At 74.0% G+C, this 15,360-nt stretch carries 14 protein-coding genes; 10 read left to right on the top strand and 4 right to left on the bottom strand.

Annotation, left to right across the window (positions count from 1 at the left end; translation table 11 throughout):
* Nucleotides 1–339 (bottom strand): STAS domain-containing protein (locus tag ACLU3S_RS29885; protein WP_413955090.1); only part of this gene is annotated, 339 nt, incomplete at its 3' end.
* A gap of 342 nt (nucleotides 340–681) precedes the next feature.
* Here ACLU3S_RS29885 and ACLU3S_RS29880 point away from each other — a divergent pair.
* Both ACLU3S_RS29880 and ACLU3S_RS29875 read left to right on the top strand, forming a co-directional pair.
* Nucleotides 682–1,278, top strand: coding sequence for a sigma-70 family RNA polymerase sigma factor (locus ACLU3S_RS29880; protein WP_413955089.1), 597 nt, complete (start codon nucleotides 682–684; stop codon nucleotides 1,276–1,278).
* Nucleotides 1,275–2,720 (top strand): maleylpyruvate isomerase N-terminal domain-containing protein, encoded by a 1,446-nt coding sequence (locus ACLU3S_RS29875; protein ID WP_413955088.1) that lies wholly within the window; start codon nucleotides 1,275–1,277, stop codon nucleotides 2,718–2,720. Before ACLU3S_RS29880 ends, ACLU3S_RS29875 begins: the two co-directional genes overlap by 4 nt.
* On the opposite strand, the gene ACLU3S_RS29870 is transcribed toward ACLU3S_RS29875, so the two are convergent.
* Complete coding sequence (locus ACLU3S_RS29870; protein WP_413955087.1) at nucleotides 2,721–4,253, bottom strand: class I adenylate-forming enzyme family protein; 1,533 nt, start codon at nucleotides 4,251–4,253, stop codon at nucleotides 2,721–2,723.
* A gap of 87 nt (nucleotides 4,254–4,340) precedes the next feature.
* Between ACLU3S_RS29870 and ACLU3S_RS29865 the strand changes: the two genes are divergently transcribed.
* The 4 genes from ACLU3S_RS29865 (at nucleotide 4,341) to ACLU3S_RS29850 (ending at nucleotide 8,572) form a co-directional block, all read left to right on the top strand.
* Nucleotides 4,341–5,537: an amidohydrolase family protein gene (locus ACLU3S_RS29865; protein WP_413955086.1), complete on the top strand. Its 1,197-nt coding sequence runs from the start codon at nucleotides 4,341–4,343 to the stop codon at nucleotides 5,535–5,537.
* The gene (locus ACLU3S_RS29860; RefSeq protein WP_413955085.1) at nucleotides 5,537–6,670 is read left to right on the top strand and encodes an acyl-CoA dehydrogenase family protein; all 1,134 of its coding nucleotides are present in this window, start codon (nucleotides 5,537–5,539) and stop codon (nucleotides 6,668–6,670) included. The genes ACLU3S_RS29865 and ACLU3S_RS29860 overlap by 1 nt, the downstream gene beginning before the upstream one ends.
* 2 nt (nucleotides 6,671–6,672) lie before the next feature.
* The gene (locus ACLU3S_RS29855; protein WP_413955084.1) at nucleotides 6,673–7,548 is read left to right on the top strand and encodes an acyl-CoA dehydrogenase family protein; all 876 of its coding nucleotides are present in this window, start codon (nucleotides 6,673–6,675) and stop codon (nucleotides 7,546–7,548) included.
* A gap of 550 nt (nucleotides 7,549–8,098) precedes the next feature.
* Nucleotides 8,099–8,572, top strand: coding sequence for an ATP-binding protein (locus ACLU3S_RS29850; RefSeq protein ID WP_413955091.1), 474 nt, complete (start codon nucleotides 8,099–8,101; stop codon nucleotides 8,570–8,572).
* A 266-nt stretch (nucleotides 8,573–8,838) separates the two neighbouring features.
* Here the strand turns inward: ACLU3S_RS29850 and ACLU3S_RS29845 are convergent, their stop codons facing one another.
* Nucleotides 8,839–9,765: a cyclase family protein gene (locus ACLU3S_RS29845; RefSeq protein ID WP_413955083.1), complete on the bottom strand. Its 927-nt coding sequence runs from the start codon at nucleotides 9,763–9,765 to the stop codon at nucleotides 8,839–8,841.
* Nucleotides 9,766–9,851: 86 nt separating this feature from the next.
* On the opposite strand from ACLU3S_RS29845, the gene ACLU3S_RS29840 reads away from it, so the two are divergent.
* From ACLU3S_RS29840 to ACLU3S_RS29830, 3 genes are all read left to right on the top strand, one after another.
* Nucleotides 9,852–10,763 carry an SDR family oxidoreductase gene (locus tag ACLU3S_RS29840; protein ID WP_413955082.1) on the top strand — a complete coding sequence of 304 codons (912 nt, stop codon included), beginning with the start codon at nucleotides 9,852–9,854 and terminating at the stop codon, nucleotides 10,761–10,763.
* A 73-nt stretch (nucleotides 10,764–10,836) separates the two neighbouring features.
* Nucleotides 10,837–11,985 carry an acyl-CoA dehydrogenase family protein gene (locus ACLU3S_RS29835; protein ID WP_413955081.1) on the top strand — a complete coding sequence of 383 codons (1,149 nt, stop codon included), beginning with the start codon at nucleotides 10,837–10,839 and terminating at the stop codon, nucleotides 11,983–11,985.
* On the top strand, nucleotides 11,985–13,037 hold the full coding sequence (locus ACLU3S_RS29830) for a Zn-dependent alcohol dehydrogenase (RefSeq protein ID WP_413955080.1): 1,053 nt from the start codon (nucleotides 11,985–11,987) through the stop codon (nucleotides 13,035–13,037). Before ACLU3S_RS29835 ends, ACLU3S_RS29830 begins: the two co-directional genes overlap by 1 nt.
* Here the strand turns inward: ACLU3S_RS29830 and ACLU3S_RS29825 are convergent.
* A complete protein-coding gene (locus tag ACLU3S_RS29825; protein WP_413955079.1) occupies nucleotides 13,027–14,022 on the bottom strand; it encodes a GlxA family transcriptional regulator in 996 nt (331 codons plus the stop codon). The genes ACLU3S_RS29830 and ACLU3S_RS29825 overlap by 11 nt on opposite strands.
* Nucleotides 14,023–14,093: 71 nt before the next feature.
* On the opposite strand from ACLU3S_RS29825, the gene ACLU3S_RS29820 reads away from it, so the two are divergent.
* Nucleotides 14,094–15,360: MFS transporter (locus ACLU3S_RS29820; protein WP_413955078.1), on the top strand; the 1,267-nt coding region annotated here is incomplete at its 3' end.

The following is a 15,360-nucleotide window of genomic DNA, read 5'->3' as shown; positions in this document are numbered from 1 at the left end:
GGAGTCGAGGTCGGGGTGGACGTCGAACAGGCGGCGGACGCCGAGCGCGCCGAGGACCCGGTTGACGTGCGAGCCGTCGTCGGCGCCGCGGTCGGGCAGGATCAGCCGGAGCCGGCCCTGGCAGGAGCGGATCAGCCGGCGGGCGGCGACCAGCACGCCGACCCCGCTGGAGTCGCAGAAGAACACGTCGGAGAGGTCCACGACGAGGCTGTGGTGGCCCTCGGCCACGGCGTCGTGCACCCGTTGGCGCAGCACCGGCGAGGTCATCAGGTCCAGTTCCCCGGACACCCGGAGGACGGCCCACTCTCCCCGTTCGACGCCGGTCACGTTGAATGCCACGGCCTAGCCCCTCCGCTCGCCGGATCTCCCGGAACCGCCCGGAAACGGAAGCGGTTCCTACGTTTCTTTCCGCGCGGCTGCCCAGCGGCGTTTCCCTGAAACGTTGCGCGGCAAACCGGACGCGATCGACAAGGGGCTTGTTTCGGTCACTATCGATCGTGTTCGATCATAGAGGTGGGCCACTTGAGTGAAGAATGTGTGAAGGGGGCACTATCACCTGCGGTGCTGCGGGGGGCGCGCATTGACATAAAGGGGCGTGCGCTGTCGGGCGTGCCGACTACATTCGAGGTGACGGTGCAGAGAGGCTGGAAGGCCGCAGGACGCGCGAGGGGAGGGGACCGCATGGCCGGGAAGGACGTACCCCCGCGCTGGGACCGCAAGATGCAGCAGCGGCTGGCCCGCGGCGAGGCGGCCGCCCTCGGCGAACTGTACGACCGGTACGCCTCCCTGGTGCACAGCCTGGCCCACCGCGTCCTCGGCGAGGAGAAGGCCGCCGACACCGTCACCCGCGAGGTCTTCGCGCACGTGTGGGAACACCCCGAGACCTACGACCCCAAGCAGGGCCCGCTGCGCTCCTGGGTCGCCGGCGTGACCCACCGGCTCGCCGTGCAGCGGTTGCGCGACCGGGAGGAACAGCAGCGGCGCGAGCGCGCGGAGTGGGGCGGCGGGGCCCCGGGAGCCGAGGAGTTGGAGAGCACGGTGCGCCGCGCCTCGGTCGCCGCACGCGCCGACTACATCGTCCACTCCATGCCCGCCCCGCTGCGCGCCGCCCTGGAGCTGGCCTACTTCCAGCGCCGCGACTACCGCCAGACCGCCGTCGACCTCGGCGTCACCGAGGACGAGGCCCGCCGCCGGCTCCGGCTCGGCCTGCAACTGCTCTCCACCGCCCACGACGCCGGGAGACCTCCCGGACACGACGGACACGGCGGTGCGGTGTGAGCGGGACGGGACGCTTCGAGGCGCACGACGAACACGGCGACGACGACGCCCGCGAGGGACGCGGGCCGTGCGGTGCGCACGAGGACGCCCCACCCGAGCGGCACGGGCGGCGGCACGACGGCGCGGACGCCGCGGGGGCCGGCCCCGAAGCCCCCGGAGCGGGCGGCGGGTCCGGCGGCGCGGCGGGAGCATCCGGCGGGCACGGCCCGGATCCCGCCCGGCCGCCGCGCATACCCATGCCCCGCAGCTCCGTCGAGGACAGCGGGCTCCCGCTGCCCGACCTCGCCGATCAGGAAGACCCCGTACCCGCGCCGCTGGAACTCGCCCACGATGTCCTGAAGTCGCTCCTCGGCGCCTGGGCGCTGGCCGCGTGCTCGGCGGCGGAGACGGCCGCCGTCGAGCTGCACCTCGGCTCCTGCGGCGGCTGCGCCGACGAGGCCCGCCGGCTGCGCGAGGCGGTCGGCCTGCTGCACCAGCCGGAGAGCCTCGACCTCGACCCCGCGCTGCGCACCCGGGTCCTGGAGAGCTGCCTGGGCCGCCGGCCGCCGCGCATCCCGGTGCCCGAGTGGGCGACGCCGTACGACGCCGAGACCGCGCGTCTGGACGCGCTGCTGCAGGACTTCGGGGACGCGGAGTGGCATGCGCCGGTGCGGCTGCGCTGGTTCGAGTCCGACGCGGCGACGAGCCGGCGCACGACCGTCGCCGGGGTGATCGCGCACCTGCTGTCCGTGGACGGGCTGATCGCGGCGGCGCTCGGCCTTCCGGACCCGCTGGCGGAGGTCGCCGGCGTGACCGAGCGGGACATGGCCGGGCCGGCCGCGCGCACGGAGGCGTTCTGGCGGACCTCCCACTTCCCGCCGACCCGTTCGGTGCGGGCGCCCTGGCGGGAGCAGAGCCACAGCCTGGTGCGGACCGTGTCCTTCACGGGCGGCCACGCGGGCGGGCTCGCCGTGCCCTACGGCGCCTTCGAACTGCCGCTGCACGACGCGATGCTGGACCGCGCCTTCGAGTGCTGGGTGCACGCCGAGGACATCGCGGACGCGGTGGACTACCCGTACCAGCCGCCGGCGCCGCGCCACCTGAACCGGATGATCGACCTCGCGGCCCGCATGCTGCCGACCGCGCTCGCCGAGCGGCGGCGGGCCGGGCTGTCGGCGCCGGGGCGCCGGTCCCGCCACCTGGTGCCGGCGGGGGCGCCGGGCCGCAGCCTCCGGCTGGAGATCGAGGGCGCCGCCGGCGGCGAGTGGCTGATCCCCCTGGACTCACCGGCGGCGGTGGGCTCCGCCGACCACGAGGTGGCCCATGTCGCCCTGGACGGCGTCGAGTTCTGCCACCTGGCCGCCGGCCACGTCTCCCCGGAGGACGCGGCGGCCGGGCAGGTGGGCGACCGACAGGCGATCAGGGACGTGCTGTTCGCGGCGGCGGGCCTGAGCCGGATGTGATCAGGGCCGGCCCGACGGCGGGGAGAACCGCTCGCGGAGCCGGTACTTGAGCACCTTGCGCAGGGTGTCGTTGCGCGGCAGCGCCTCCACCACCTCCAGCCGCTCCGGAAGCTTGTGCACGGACAGACCCGCCGCGCGCAGATACGAGGCCACCTCGGCGAGGGTCAACTCCGCGGACCCGGGCGGCTGCTCCACCACCGCGCACACCAGCTCGCCGCGGACCTCGTCCGGCAGGCCGATCACCGCCACGTCGCCCACCGCGGGGTGCCCGTGCAGCAGGTCCTCGATCTCCCTGGCCGAGATGTTCTCGCCCTTGCGGATGATCACGTCCTTCAGGCGCCTGGTGAGGACCAGATGGCCGGACTCCGTCACCCGGCCCAGGTCGCCGGTGCGCAGAAAGCCGTCGGCGTCGAAGGCGGCGGCCGTCTGGGCGGGGTCCAGATAGCCCCGGCACACGGCCTCGCCGCGCAGGCGTATCTCGCCGTCGACCACGCGCACCTCCATGCCGGCCGGCGGGCGGCCCTCGGTGTTCGCCAGGTTCTCGGCGGTGTCCTCCGGGTCGCCCATGGTGATCATCGGGACCTCGGTCATGCCGTATCCGTGGGTGAGCTGGACGCCCATCTCGCGCACGACCGCGTGGTAGAGCTCCGGCGGCTTGGGGGCGCCGCCGCCCGCGAGCAGCCGCAGGGTGGGGACGACCTTGCTGCCGGGCTGCCTGCGCTGCTCGGCCAGGAGCATCGAGTAGAACGCCGTCGAGCCGCCGGCCACCGTCACCCCGTGCCGCCGGTACTCCGCGAGTGCCCCGGGCAGCGCGAAGTGCTCGAACAGCACCGCCGGGAAGCCGTGGAGCAGGAGCATGACCGTGTAGTCGGAACCGGCTACGTGGGCGTAGGGGAAGGCCATCGAGCCCACGTCGTCCGGGGTCGGGCGCAGGGCGTGGGCCAGGCAGGAGCCGCCCGCGATCAGCGAGCGGTCGGTGTGCAGCACGCCCTTGGGGTCGGAGGTGGTGCCCGAGGTCCAGTAGATCCAGCGCACCGAGGTGCCCTCGGCGGGCGGCGGGGGGAGCGCGGCGGGGTCCCCGTCGGGCAGGTCGTCGTACGCCTCGAAGACGCCCTTGGCGCCGAGCCGCGCCGCCATCTCCGTGTGGTCGTGGCCGCGCCACACGCCCGGTGAGGCGAAGAACTCCGCCCTCGACTCGCGGAGCGCGAAGCCGACCTCCCGGTCCCGGTAGAAGGGGATGACCGGGGACTGCACGGCGCCGAGGCGGGCCAGCGCGAAGGAGAGCACGGCGCTCTCGATGCGGGTGGGCAGCTGCCAGGCGACGACTGCGCCGGGGCGCACCCCCATGCCGTACAGGCCGGCCGCCACCCGCTCGGCGCGCGTGCGCAGCCCGCCGAAGGTGAGCACCCGCTCCTCCTGGAGCAGCACCGGGCGGTCGGGGGTCAGGGCGGCGCGACGGGCGACCAGGTCCCACAGCGTGCGGGCGCGGGCCAGCGTGTGCGGGGTCTCCTGGGAGTGCGGGGTCTCGTTCACGTCTGCCCCCTGCCTTGGCCGACGACTCGTCAGATGCCATGCTATCTGACGGACCATCAGATAAGTACCGTCCGGCGGAGGGGACCCATGGCCACCGAACTGCCCCGCGTCGTCAGCGTCGACGACCACGTGATCGAGCCCGCCCACCTCTTCGAGACCTGGCTGCCGGCGAAGTACCGGGAGCGGGGCCCGCAGCCGCTGACCGCCGGGATCGGGGAACTGGCCTACGTCGGCGGGAAGTACCAGATCACCATGGACCCCGAGGGACCGCCGACGGACTGGTGGATCTACGAGGACCTGAAGTTCCCGTACAAGCGGAACATCGCCGCCGTCGGGTTCGACCGGGACGAGATGACCCTGGAGGGGATCACCCGCGAGCAGATGCGGCGCGGCTGCTGGGACCCCGGGGCGCGGCTCGCGGACATGGACCTCAACCACGTCGAGGCCAGCCTCTGCTTCCCGACCTTCCCCCGCTTCTGCGGGCAGACCTTCGCCGAGGCCCACGACAAGGAGGTCGCCCTCGCCTGCGTGCGCGCCTACAACGACTGGATGGTCGAGGAGTGGTGCGGGGACAGCGGCGGCCGGCTGATCCCGCTGTGCCTGATCCCGCTGTGGGACGTGGACCTGGCGGTCGCCGAGATCCGGCGCAACGCCGCGCGCGGGGTGCGCGCCGTGACGTTCTCCGAGATCCCCACCCACCTCGGGCTGCCGTCCATCCACTCCGGCCACTGGGACCCGTTCTTCGCCGTGTGCCAGGAGACCGGGACCGTCGTCAACATGCACATCGGCAGCAGCTCGCAGATGCCCGCCGCCTCCCCGGACGCCCCGCCCGCGGTGCAGGCGTCGCTCAGCTTCAACAACGCCATGGCCTCGATGATGGACTACCTCTTCAGCGGGGTCCTGGTGAGGTTCCCCCGGCTCAGGCTCGCGTACTCCGAGGGCCAGATGGGCTGGGTCCCGTACGCCCTGGAGCGCGCCGACGACGTGTGGGCGGAGCACCGCGCCTGGGGCGGGGTCCGGGACCTGGTCCCCGAGCCGCCGTCGACGTACTACTACCGCCAGATCTTCTGCTGCTTCTTCCGCGACCGGCACGGCATCGCCTCGATCGACGTCGTCGGCCGGGACAACGCCACCTTCGAGACCGACTACCCGCACGTCGACTCGACCTTCCCGCACACCAGGGAGGTCGCCCTCGACCATGTGAAGGGCCTGGACGAGGAGACGGTGTACAAGCTCATGCGCGGCAACGCCATCCGCATGCTCGGCCTCGACCTGGACCGGTAGTGGACCTGTCCTGCACGCCCGAGGAGGAGGAGTTCCGCGCCCGGCTGCGCGCGTGGCTCGGCGAGGTGCTGCCCACCCTGCCCCCCGCGCCGTCCCCGGACGACTGGCCCGGCCGCCGCGCCCACGACCTGGGATGGCAGCGGATGCTGTACGACGCCGGGTACGCCGGCGTCCACTGGGACGCCTCCCCGACCCTGCGGATGATCTTCCTGGAGGAGACCGAGCGGGCCGGCGCGCCCTATGTGGGCGCGAACTTCGTCGGGTTGCTGCACGCCGGGCCGACCATCGCCGCCGAGGGCACCGCCGAGCAGCGCGCGCGCTGGCTGCCGCCGATCCTGCGCGGGGAGGAGGTGTGGTGCCAGGGGTTCAGCGAACCGGGCGCCGGCTCCGACCTCGCCGGGCTGCGCACCCGGGCGTGGCGCGACGGCGACGACTACGTGGTCAGCGGCTCCAAGATCTGGACCTCGCACGCCGAGGTCGCCGACTGGTGCGAGCTGCTGGTGCGCACGGACCCGGACGCGCCCCGGCACCGGGGCCTCACCTGGCTCGCGATGCCCATGTCGGCCGCGGGGGTCACGGTACGGCCGCTGCGCACGCTCGCCGGGTCCACGGAGTTCGCGGAGGTGTTCCTCGACGAGGTGAGGGTGCCGGTGGCCGACCGGGTGGGCGAGGAGAACGACGGCTGGCGGGTGACGATGGTGACCCTGTCCTTCGAGCGCGGCACCGCCTTCGCCGGGGAGGTCGTCGCCTGCCGCCGCGTCCTCGCCGAACTGGCGCGCGCGGCGCGGGAGAACGGGCGCTGGGACGACCCGGCCCTGCGCCGGCGGCTCGGGCGGCTGGAGGCGGAGTTCCGGGCGCTGTGGCGGCTGACCCAGTGGAACGTCAGCGAGGCGGAGGCGAGCGGCGGGCCGCCCGGGGCCGGCGGCTCGGTCTTCAAGCTCCGCTACTCGCACGCCCGGCAGGAGCTGTACGACGCCGCCGCCGAGGTGCTCGGCCCCGACTGCCTGGACCTGGACCGCCGGTGGGTCCTCGACCGGCTGTCCTCCCTGTCGTACACCATCGCCGCCGGCACCTCGCAGATCCAGCGGAGCATCGTGGCCGAGCGCATCCTCGGCCTGCCCAGGGGGAGATGAGCATGCGCTTCCGGCTGACGGAGGACCAGCGCGCCCTCAAGGCGGGCGTGCGGGAGCTGCTGGCGCGGCGGTTCGGGCGGGAGGCTCTGCGGGCCGCCGTGGCGGCGCCCGGCCGGCTGGACCGGTCGCTGTGGCGGGAGCTCGGCGCGGCCGGGTTCTTCGCGCTGCGGCTGCCCGAGGCCGACGGCGGGGTCGGACTGGGCCTGCCCGAGGCGGTGTTGGCCTTCGAGGAGGCGGGGCGCGCCCTGCTGCCGGGGCCGCTCGTGGCCACCCATCTCGCGGCCGGGACCGTGCCCGGCGCCGCCACCGGGGAGGCGGTCGTGGCCGCCGTGGACGGGGTGCTGGCGGAGTGGCTGGAGGAGGCGGACACCGTGCTCGGGGACGCGTCGGGCGCGGTGCCGCTGCGGTCGGTGGACCCGCTCACCCCCCTGCACCGCGTGCCCGGCACCGCCGCCGCCGGTCCCGCCGGCCCGGACGCCGTGCTGCTCACCGCCGCCGAGCAGCTGGGCACCGCCACCCGGGTCTGCGAACTGGCCGTGCAACACGCCCGGGCCCGCGAGCAGTTCGGACGCCCCGTCGGCGCCTTCCAGGCCGTCCAGCACCTGTGTGCGGACCTGCTGGTGCGCGCCGAGACCGCACGGGCCGCCGTCTACGCGGCCGCGGTGACCGCCGACCCGGCCGACATCGCCGCCGCGCGGCTGCTCGCCGACGAGGCCGCCGTGCGCGGGGCCCGCGACTGCCTCCAGGTGCACGGCGGCATGGGGTTCACCTGGGACGCCGACGTGCATCTGCACGTGAAGCGGGCCTGGGTACGGGCCCGGCGCGGCGGTGGTGTCACGGAGAGTGAGGAACTTCTCGCGGTCGGCCTCCTGGCGTGACCGGCCGGCGGCGCCCTGTTCTGCGCCGGGACCAAAGCCTTGGCCCACAATGTCGCGGATCGTGGCGCAGCGGCGTCACGGAGCGTTGATACCGGGTTGTGTCCTCGACGGGGCTCGTCACGGCCCGGAGTCGGGGGTGTGCTCCGGTACCTTGTGTGGGATGCGAGTGGCTGCGAGCACGAGCCGAGCCGGTGGTGCCCCTGGGGCGGTGCCGGGCCGCGCGGTGTGCGCCGCTGCTCGCGGGGCGGTCGGGGCCGTTGCCGCCGCCCGTTCGACTCCCCCGCACGAGCGTCGCACAGTATGCCTCAGGCGTACTCCTTCGCGCTGGAATATGCCCGAAGCGCTTGTAAGGGTGACTGTACGTCAACCATGCTGTCGCGTAAGGGAATCACGTTCGGTGACCCTTGCTCTGGCCGTTGTTCTGGCCATGCAGAAAATGGCTACGATCGTGGCCCTCGTGATCGTCGTCACGGCTCGCGCCGGGGCGTTCGGGTGGCGCGGGGTCGTGTGTCCGCCGGTTCGGATGGTGTGAGCGGTGCAGGTGCTTCAAGTGCAGCTGGAGATCCGGCCCGACCCCGCGGAGGTGGGGCGGGCCAGGAAGTGGGCCCGCTCGCGGCTCGGCGGGCTGGGCATAGTGGCCGACGAGCCGTTGGCCGAGACGCTGATCCTGCTCGTCTCCGAGCTGGTGACCAACGCGGTGGTGCACACCGGCCGCCCGGCCGTGCTGCGGCTGTCCCTGCCGGGCCCGCAGGCCGAGGCCGCGCCGTCCGCGACGGTGCGCGTGGAGGTGGCCGACACCAGCTCCCGCGCCCCCGTGCCGCGTTGCGTCGGCGGGGACGCCACCGGTGGCCGGGGCCTCGCCCTGGTGGACTGCCTGGCCGACCGCTGGGGCTGGAGCCCCGAGGGCGCCGGCAAGAGCATCTGGTGCGAACTCGACCGCTGTTCACCGCCCCGGGAGAGCGCAGCGATGGCGTACGGGGGCGGGCTGTCCGCGTACGAGGACCTGGCCTTCGAGGCGGTGTAGCAGACCGGCGCGGTGGTGCGCCGGGGGTGCACCCGTGCGCGGTCCGCCGCGAACAGGGCGTACGTAACAAAGCGCCGTACCGGCGTTGACGACCCGTGACCGGCTGATCACTCTGGTGTGCGTCGATTCGCCGCGAGGGGACGGCGAGGGCCCGGAGAGTGGCCGGGGCCCGCGCCGAGTGTGGGTCGCACCGGATGGCGGCGCGTGCGCGCGACGGTGGGGAGGCGCGCCGCCAACCGGTCGGGCGGCAGCGGCGGTTCACCGCCTCAGAGGATCGCCACCGGCGCCACCGGAGTTCCCGTCGCGCCGACGAACGGCTCGGGCATCGCCGACAGCAGGAACGCATAGCGGCAGGTTTCTCCACAGGCTGTGGACAACTCCTCGAGATTCCAGTTCTGCCCCTGGGGCATCCCCATCTCCACCAGGTCCAGGGCGTGCACGGGCAGCCACAGATCGTCGATCTCGGGCGGAAATATCTCAAACGTGAGCGTGTCGTTCGCGACCGCGGCCACATCGCGCGCGTGGAACCACTCCGGGCAGCGCACCGACAGCCCGGGCGAGGGGTGGCCGTACCCGTGCCTGTCCCCGGCCAGATACACCTGCACCTGTCCGGTGCGGACCAGCACGATGTCGCCGGCCCGCACCCGGACCCCGCCGAACTCCTCGGCCCGCTCCAGGTCCTCCGGGGCGACCGCGTGCCCCCCGGCCAGCCGGTCCACGCCCCGCGCGCGTGCCACGTCCAGCAGCACCCCGCGCGAGACGATGTGCCGCACCTTGTCGATCCCGCCGAACTCGGCACCCTTGTGCGCGGTGACCGTGTGCCCGGGGCGGCCGTTGTAGAGCTTCCCGGAGTGCGAGACATGGGCGAGCGCGTCCCAGTGGGTGCCGGCCTGCAGTCCCATGGTCACCGCGTCGTCGCTGCACGCCACCGTGCCGGGCCCGAACAGCTCCTGGTTGATCTGCACCATCGCGTGCAGCGGGTTGACCCGCCCGGGGATCATCCCGCTCTGCACCCCGTCCTGCCGGAGCGGGAGCGCGAGCGGGACGCGGCGGCCGGTGCGCACCTCGGCCGCGGCCTCGCGCACCACCTCGTCCGTGATCAGGTTCAGCGTTCCGGTCTCGTCGTCGGCGCCCCATCGCCCCCAGTTGTTCACGCGCTCGGCGATCTCGTGGAACTCCTGCGGCAGTGCCATCCGGTGCCTCCCCGGGGCTTGTGTCCGCGCATCCGGCGCGCCATAAAATCTAACGGACCGTCAGAAACTGCGGGAAGGGGCCGGGCGTGGGGAACTTCTTGGCAGGCAAGGCCGTCGCCGTGACGGGCGCCGGACGCGGTATCGGACGGGCGGTCGCGCGGGCGGCCGCGGCCGAGGGGGCGAAGGTCGTCGTCAACGACTACGGGGTCGCCACCGACGGCACCGCGCCGACGAGCGAGGTCGCCGAGGCGGTGGTGAAGGAGATCGAGGCGGCGGGCGGTGCGGCGGTGGCCGTGGCCGACGACATCTCCACGATGGCGGGCGGGCAGCGGGTGGTGGACGCCGCGCTCTCCTCGTACGGCCGCCTCGACGGGGTGGTGTGCGTCGCCGGGATCCTGCGCGAACGCATGCTGTTCAACATGACCGAGGAGGAGTGGGACCCCGTCCTCGCCACCCACCTCAAGGGCACGTTCACCGTCTTCCGGGCGGCGTCCGCGGTGATGCGGCGGCAGCGCTCGGGCACGCTCATCGGCTTCACCAGCGGCAACCACCAGGGCTCGGTGTCCCAGGCCAACTACAGCGCGGCCAAGGGCGGGATCGTCTCGCTCGTGCGCAGCGCCGCGCTGGGCCTGCACAAGTACGGGGTGACCGCGAACGCGGTGGCGCCGGTGGCGCGCACCCGGATGTCGGCCCATGTCCCCATGGAGCTGGCGGAGATCGGCGAGCCGGAGGACGTGGCCGCGCTGGTGGTCTACCTCCTCTCCGACGGCGCCGCCGCGCAGGGCGTGACCGGGCAGGTGTACACCGTCGCGGGGCCGAAGATCGCCGTGTGGGCCCAGCCGCGGGAACTGCGCTCGGTGTACGGGGAGGGGCCCTGGACCCCGGAGCGGATCGCGCGGCTGCTGCCGGCGTCGGTGGGCATCGACCCGATGCCGATGCTGGCGCAGCTCCCGGCGATGGAACGGGCGGCGCGCGCCTCTTCCCGGCCGAACGCCTGACCCACGGCAGAGCCGCCGGCCGGGAGACCCCCGGCCGGCCCAGGCGCCGGACACCCGATTCAAGGCGGTCACCATGGACTTCGGATTCACCCAGGACGACGAGGAGTTCCGCGCCGAGGCACGCTCCTGGCTCGCGGCCCACGCCACCCCCCACGTCGGCCGCCGGGACTGGGAACGCACCCTCGGCAAGGCCGGCTGGATAGGGCTCGGCTGGCCGGAGGCGGGGTACGGCAACCGCACGGCGACCCTCACGCAGCAGGTCGCCTGGGCCGAGGAGTACGCCCGCTCGCCCGCGCCCCCGCGCTCCGGGCACATCGGGGAGAACCTGCTCGCGCCCACGCTCGTCGCGCACGGCACGCAGGAGCAGAAGGCCCGCTTCCTGCCCCCCGTCGCGGCCGGCGAGGAGCTGTGGTGCCAGGGCTACAGCGAACCCGGCGCCGGATCCGACCTGGCGGGAGTGCGCACCGCGGCGGTGCGGGACGGCGGGCAGTACCGGATCACCGGGCAGAAGATCTGGACCTCCCTCGCCCGCGAGGCCGACTGGTGCTTCGTGCTGGCCCGCACCGACCCGGACTCCCGGCGGCACCACGGGCTGAGCTTCCTGCTCGTCCCCATGGACCAGCCCGGCCGCGTCGAGGTGCGGCCCATCCGCCAGCTGACCGGCACGAGCGACTTCAACGAGGTCCTCTTCGACGGGGCACGCGCGCGCCCGGAGCACGTCGTCGGGGGGGAGGGGCAGGGCTGGCGCGTGGCGATGAGCCTGCTCGGCTTCGAGCGCGGGGTGTCCACACTGGCGCAGCAGATCGGGTTCACCGAGGAGTTGGGGCGGGTCGTGCGGACGGCCGTCGACACCGGGGCGGTGCGGGACCCCGTGCTGCGCCGGCGGCTCGTGCGGCAGTGGGCCGAGTTGCGGACCATGCGCTGGCACGCCCTGCGGACGCTCGGCGGCTGCGCCGAACCGGGCGCACCCAGCGTCGCCAAGCTGCTGTGGGCGCACTGGCACCAGCGGCTGGGCGAGCTGGCCGTCCAGCTGCGGGGTGCGCAGGCCGCCGTGGGGCCCGCGGACTGGTCCGCGTCGGCGCCGTACGAACTCGACGCGGCCCAGCACCTGTTCCTCTTCTCCCGGGCCGACACCATCTACGGCGGCTCGGACCAGATCCAGCGCGGAATCGTCGCCGAGCGCGTGCTCGGTCTGCCCAGGGAGCCGAAGGGGGCCGGGTGATGCGTGGCGTGGTGTTCGACGGCAGGCAGGTCCAGGTCGTGGACGATCTGGCGGTGCGGGAGCCGGGGCCGGGAGAGGTGCTGGTGGCGATCGCGGCGGCCGGCCTGTGCCACAGCGACCTGTCGGTGGTGGACGGCACCATCCCGTTCCCGGTGCCGGTGGTGCTCGGCCACGAGGGCGCCGGGGTCGTGGCGGCGGTCGGCGCCGGGGTCACCCATGTGGCCCCCGGCGACCACGTGGCCCTGTCCACGCTCGCCAACTGCGGCACGTGCCCGGAGTGCGACCGGGGCCGCCCGACGATGTGCCGGCAGGCGATCGGGCGCCCGGCCAGGCCGTTCACCCGGGGCGGCACGGACCCGGTGCACCAGTTCGCCGCCAACTCGGCCTTCGCGGAGCGCACGGTCGTCAAGGCCGTGCAGGCGGTGCCGATCCCCGAGGACATCCCGCTGGAGTCGGCCGCGCTGATCGGTTGCGGGGTGCTCACCGGGGTGGGTGCGGTGCTGAACCGGGCGCGGGTGGACCGCGGGGACAGCGTCGTCGTCATCGGCACCGGCGGGATCGGGCTGAACGTGCTGCAAGGCGCACGGCTCGCGGGGGCCCTCCGGATCGTGGCCGTGGACGCCAACCCGGCGAAGGAGGCGATGGCCCGGGAGTTCGGCGCGACCGACTTCCTGACGTCGGCGGACGGCGTGCGGGACCTGCTGCCCGCGGGCGCCGACCACGCCTTCGAGTGCGTCGGCCGGGTGGAGCTGATCCGCCGGGCGATCGACCTGCTGGACCGGCACGGGCAGGCGGTCCTGCTCGGCGTGCCCCCGGCCGCGGCGGAGGCGTCCTTCCGCGTCTCCTCCCTCTACCTGGACAAGTCCGTCCTGGGCTGCCGCTACGGCTCCTCCCGCCCCCAGCGGGACATCGCCCTGTACGCCGAGCTGTACCGGCAGGGGCGGTTGCTGCTCGACGAGTTGGTGTCGGCGGTCTACCCGGTGGAGGACTTCGAGAAGGCCCGCGCGGACGCGGAGGCGGGCCGGGTGGCGCGCGCGGTGCTCACGTTCTGACGCCCGTCCGGAAGGTCCGGCGGTAGGCGGTCGGTGTCACCCCGAGCGCCTGCTGCAGGTGCTGGCGCATCGACTGGGCCGTGCCGAAGCCGGCCTCCCGGGCCACCTGGTCCATGGACAGCTCGGTGGTCTCCAGGAGATGGCGGGCGCGCTCCACCCGCTGCTGGGTCAGCCACTGCCCGGGGCTCATGCCGGTCTCGTCGCGGAAGCGGCGGGTGAAGGTGCGCACCGACATGGCCTCCTGCTCGGCCATGTCCCGCAGCTGGATCGGCTCGTGCAGGCGGCCCAGCGCCCAGGCGCGGGCGGCGGTCGTGGTGGCCAGCTGCGGGTCGGGCATCGGGCGCTCGATGTACTGGGCCTGGCCGCCGTCGCGATGGGGCGGTACGACCGTGCGGCGGGCGACGTCGTTGGCGACGGCCGTGCCGAAGTCGCGGCGGACCATGTGCAGGCACAGGTCGATCCCGGCGGCCACCCCGGCCGAGGTCAGCACGTCGCCGTCGTCGATGTACAGCACGTCGGCGTCCACTCTGACCTTGGGGAACAGCCGCTGGAAGTGCTCGGCGTCGGCCCAGTGCGTGGTCGCCGGGCGGCCGTCGAGGTATCCGGCGGCGGCGAGGACGTACCCGCCGGTGCAGATGGAGGCGAGCCGGGTGCCGGGCCGGATCCGGGCCAGCGCGGCGGCCAGCTCCTCGGTCGTGCGGCCCTCCTCGTAGACCGGGCCGAGTTCGTACGACGCGGGGACGATCACCGTGTCGGCGGTGGCCAGCGCCTCGGGGCCGTGGGCGACGTGCACGGCGAAGTCGGCGTCCGTCTCGACCCGGCCGGGCGGGCGGACGGAGCAGGTCACCACCTCGTACAGAGGCCGGCCCCGTGCGTCCCTCGGGCGGCCGAAGATGCGGTGCGGGATGCCCAGTTCGAAGGGGAGCAGACCGTCCAGCGCGAGCACGGCGACCCGGTGCGGACGGAAGACCTCGGCATCACTCATGGCCCGATCGTAGCGAATGCTGTCCTTCGGGCCACTCGATGGGGGCGGGCCGCGCCCGGGAGCCTTGTGACGTGACTCAGACAAGCCCAGCCGCAGCCCCCGTCCAGGCCCCGCCCGCCCGGCGCCGCGTGCACCGCGCCTGGTTCGTCGCCGCCGTCACCTTCGTCACCATCACCGGTGCGGCCGCCTTCCGCTCCCTGCCCGGCCTGTTCATCGACCCGCTGCACCAGGAGTTCGGCTGGTCGCGCGGCACGATCGGCGCCGCCGTCTCCATCAACCTCGCGCTGTACGGCATCACCGCGCCCTTCGCCGCCGCGCTGATGGACCGCTTCGGCATCCGCCGGGTGGTCGCCGCCGCGCTGACCGTGATCGCGCTCGGCTCCGGCCTGACCGTGTGGATGACGGCGCCCTGGCAGCTGTGGCTGTGCTGGGGACTGCTGGTGGGGCTGGGCTCGGGCTCGATGGCGCTCGCCTTCGCCGCGACGGTCACCAACCGCTGGTTCACCGAGCGGCGCGGCCTGGTCAGCGGCATCCTGACGGCCGCCTCCGCCTCCGGCCAGCTGATCTTCCTGCCGCTGCTGTCCTGGACGGTCGAGCACCACGGCTGGCGCCCGGCCGCGGTGACCGTCGGCCTGACCGCCCTCGCCGTGGTCCCCTTCGTCTGGCTGCTGCTGCGCGACCACCCCGCGGACGTGGGCCAGAAGCCGTACGGCGCGCGGGAGTTCGTGCCCAAGCCGCCCCCGGTCACCGGCGCCGCCCGCCGCACCCTCACGGTGCTGTCCACCTCCGTGCGCACCGGCACGTTCTGGCTGCTCGCCGGCACCTTCGCGATCTGCGGGGCCTCCACCAACGGACTGATCCAGACCCACTTCGTGCCCGCCGAGCACGACCACGGCATGCCGGTCACGACGGCTGCCTCGCTGCTCGCGGTCATCGGCGTGTTCGACGTCGTCGGCACGATCGCCTCCGGCTGGTTCACCGACCGCTTCGAACCGCGCCGCCTGCTCGCCGTCTACTACGCCCTGCGCGGCCTCTCCCTGGTCTTCCTGCCGATGCTGCTGGGCCCGGCCGTCCACCCGCCGATGCTGTTCTTCATCGTCTTCTACGGCCTGGACTGGGTGGCCACCGTCCCGCCCACCCTCGCCCTGTGCCGGGAGCAGTACGGCGAGGACAGCGCCATCGTGTTCGGCTGGGTGCTGGCCTCCCACCAGATCGGCGCGGCTCTCGTCGCCTACCTCGGCGGCGTCGCCCGCGACGTGTTCGGCTCCTACGACCTCGTCTGGTACGCCTCCGGCACGCTCTGCGCGGCGGCGGCCCTGATGGCCCTGGTGATCCGGC

Source organism: Streptomyces sp. AF1A (assembly GCF_047340315.1).
GTDB lineage: Bacteria > Actinomycetota > Actinomycetes > Streptomycetales > Streptomycetaceae > Streptomyces.
Note: the sequence above shows the minus strand (reverse complement) of the source record. Positions and strands in the feature narration are given on the sequence as shown.

Bases quoted from the DNA above. Each gene is read 5' to 3' on its own strand.
- ACLU3S_RS29880 (WP_413955089.1), top strand. From the start codon at position 682: ATGGCCGGGAAGGACGTACCCCCGCGCTGGGACCGCAAGATGCAGCAG.
- ACLU3S_RS29865 (WP_413955086.1), top strand. From the start codon at position 4,341: ATGGCCACCGAACTGCCCCGCGTCGTCAGCGTCGACGACCACGTGATC.
- ACLU3S_RS29855 (WP_413955084.1), top strand. From the start codon at position 6,673: ATGCGCTTCCGGCTGACGGAGGACCAGCGCGCCCTCAAGGCGGGCGTG.
- ACLU3S_RS29845 (WP_413955083.1), bottom strand. From the start codon at position 9,765: ATGGCACTGCCGCAGGAGTTCCACGAGATCGCCGAGCGCGTGAACAAC.
- ACLU3S_RS29835 (WP_413955081.1), top strand. From the start codon at position 10,837: ATGGACTTCGGATTCACCCAGGACGACGAGGAGTTCCGCGCCGAGGCA.
- ACLU3S_RS29830 (WP_413955080.1), top strand. From the start codon at position 11,985: ATGCGTGGCGTGGTGTTCGACGGCAGGCAGGTCCAGGTCGTGGACGAT.
- ACLU3S_RS29825 (WP_413955079.1), bottom strand. From the start codon at position 14,022: ATGAGTGATGCCGAGGTCTTCCGTCCGCACCGGGTCGCCGTGCTCGCG.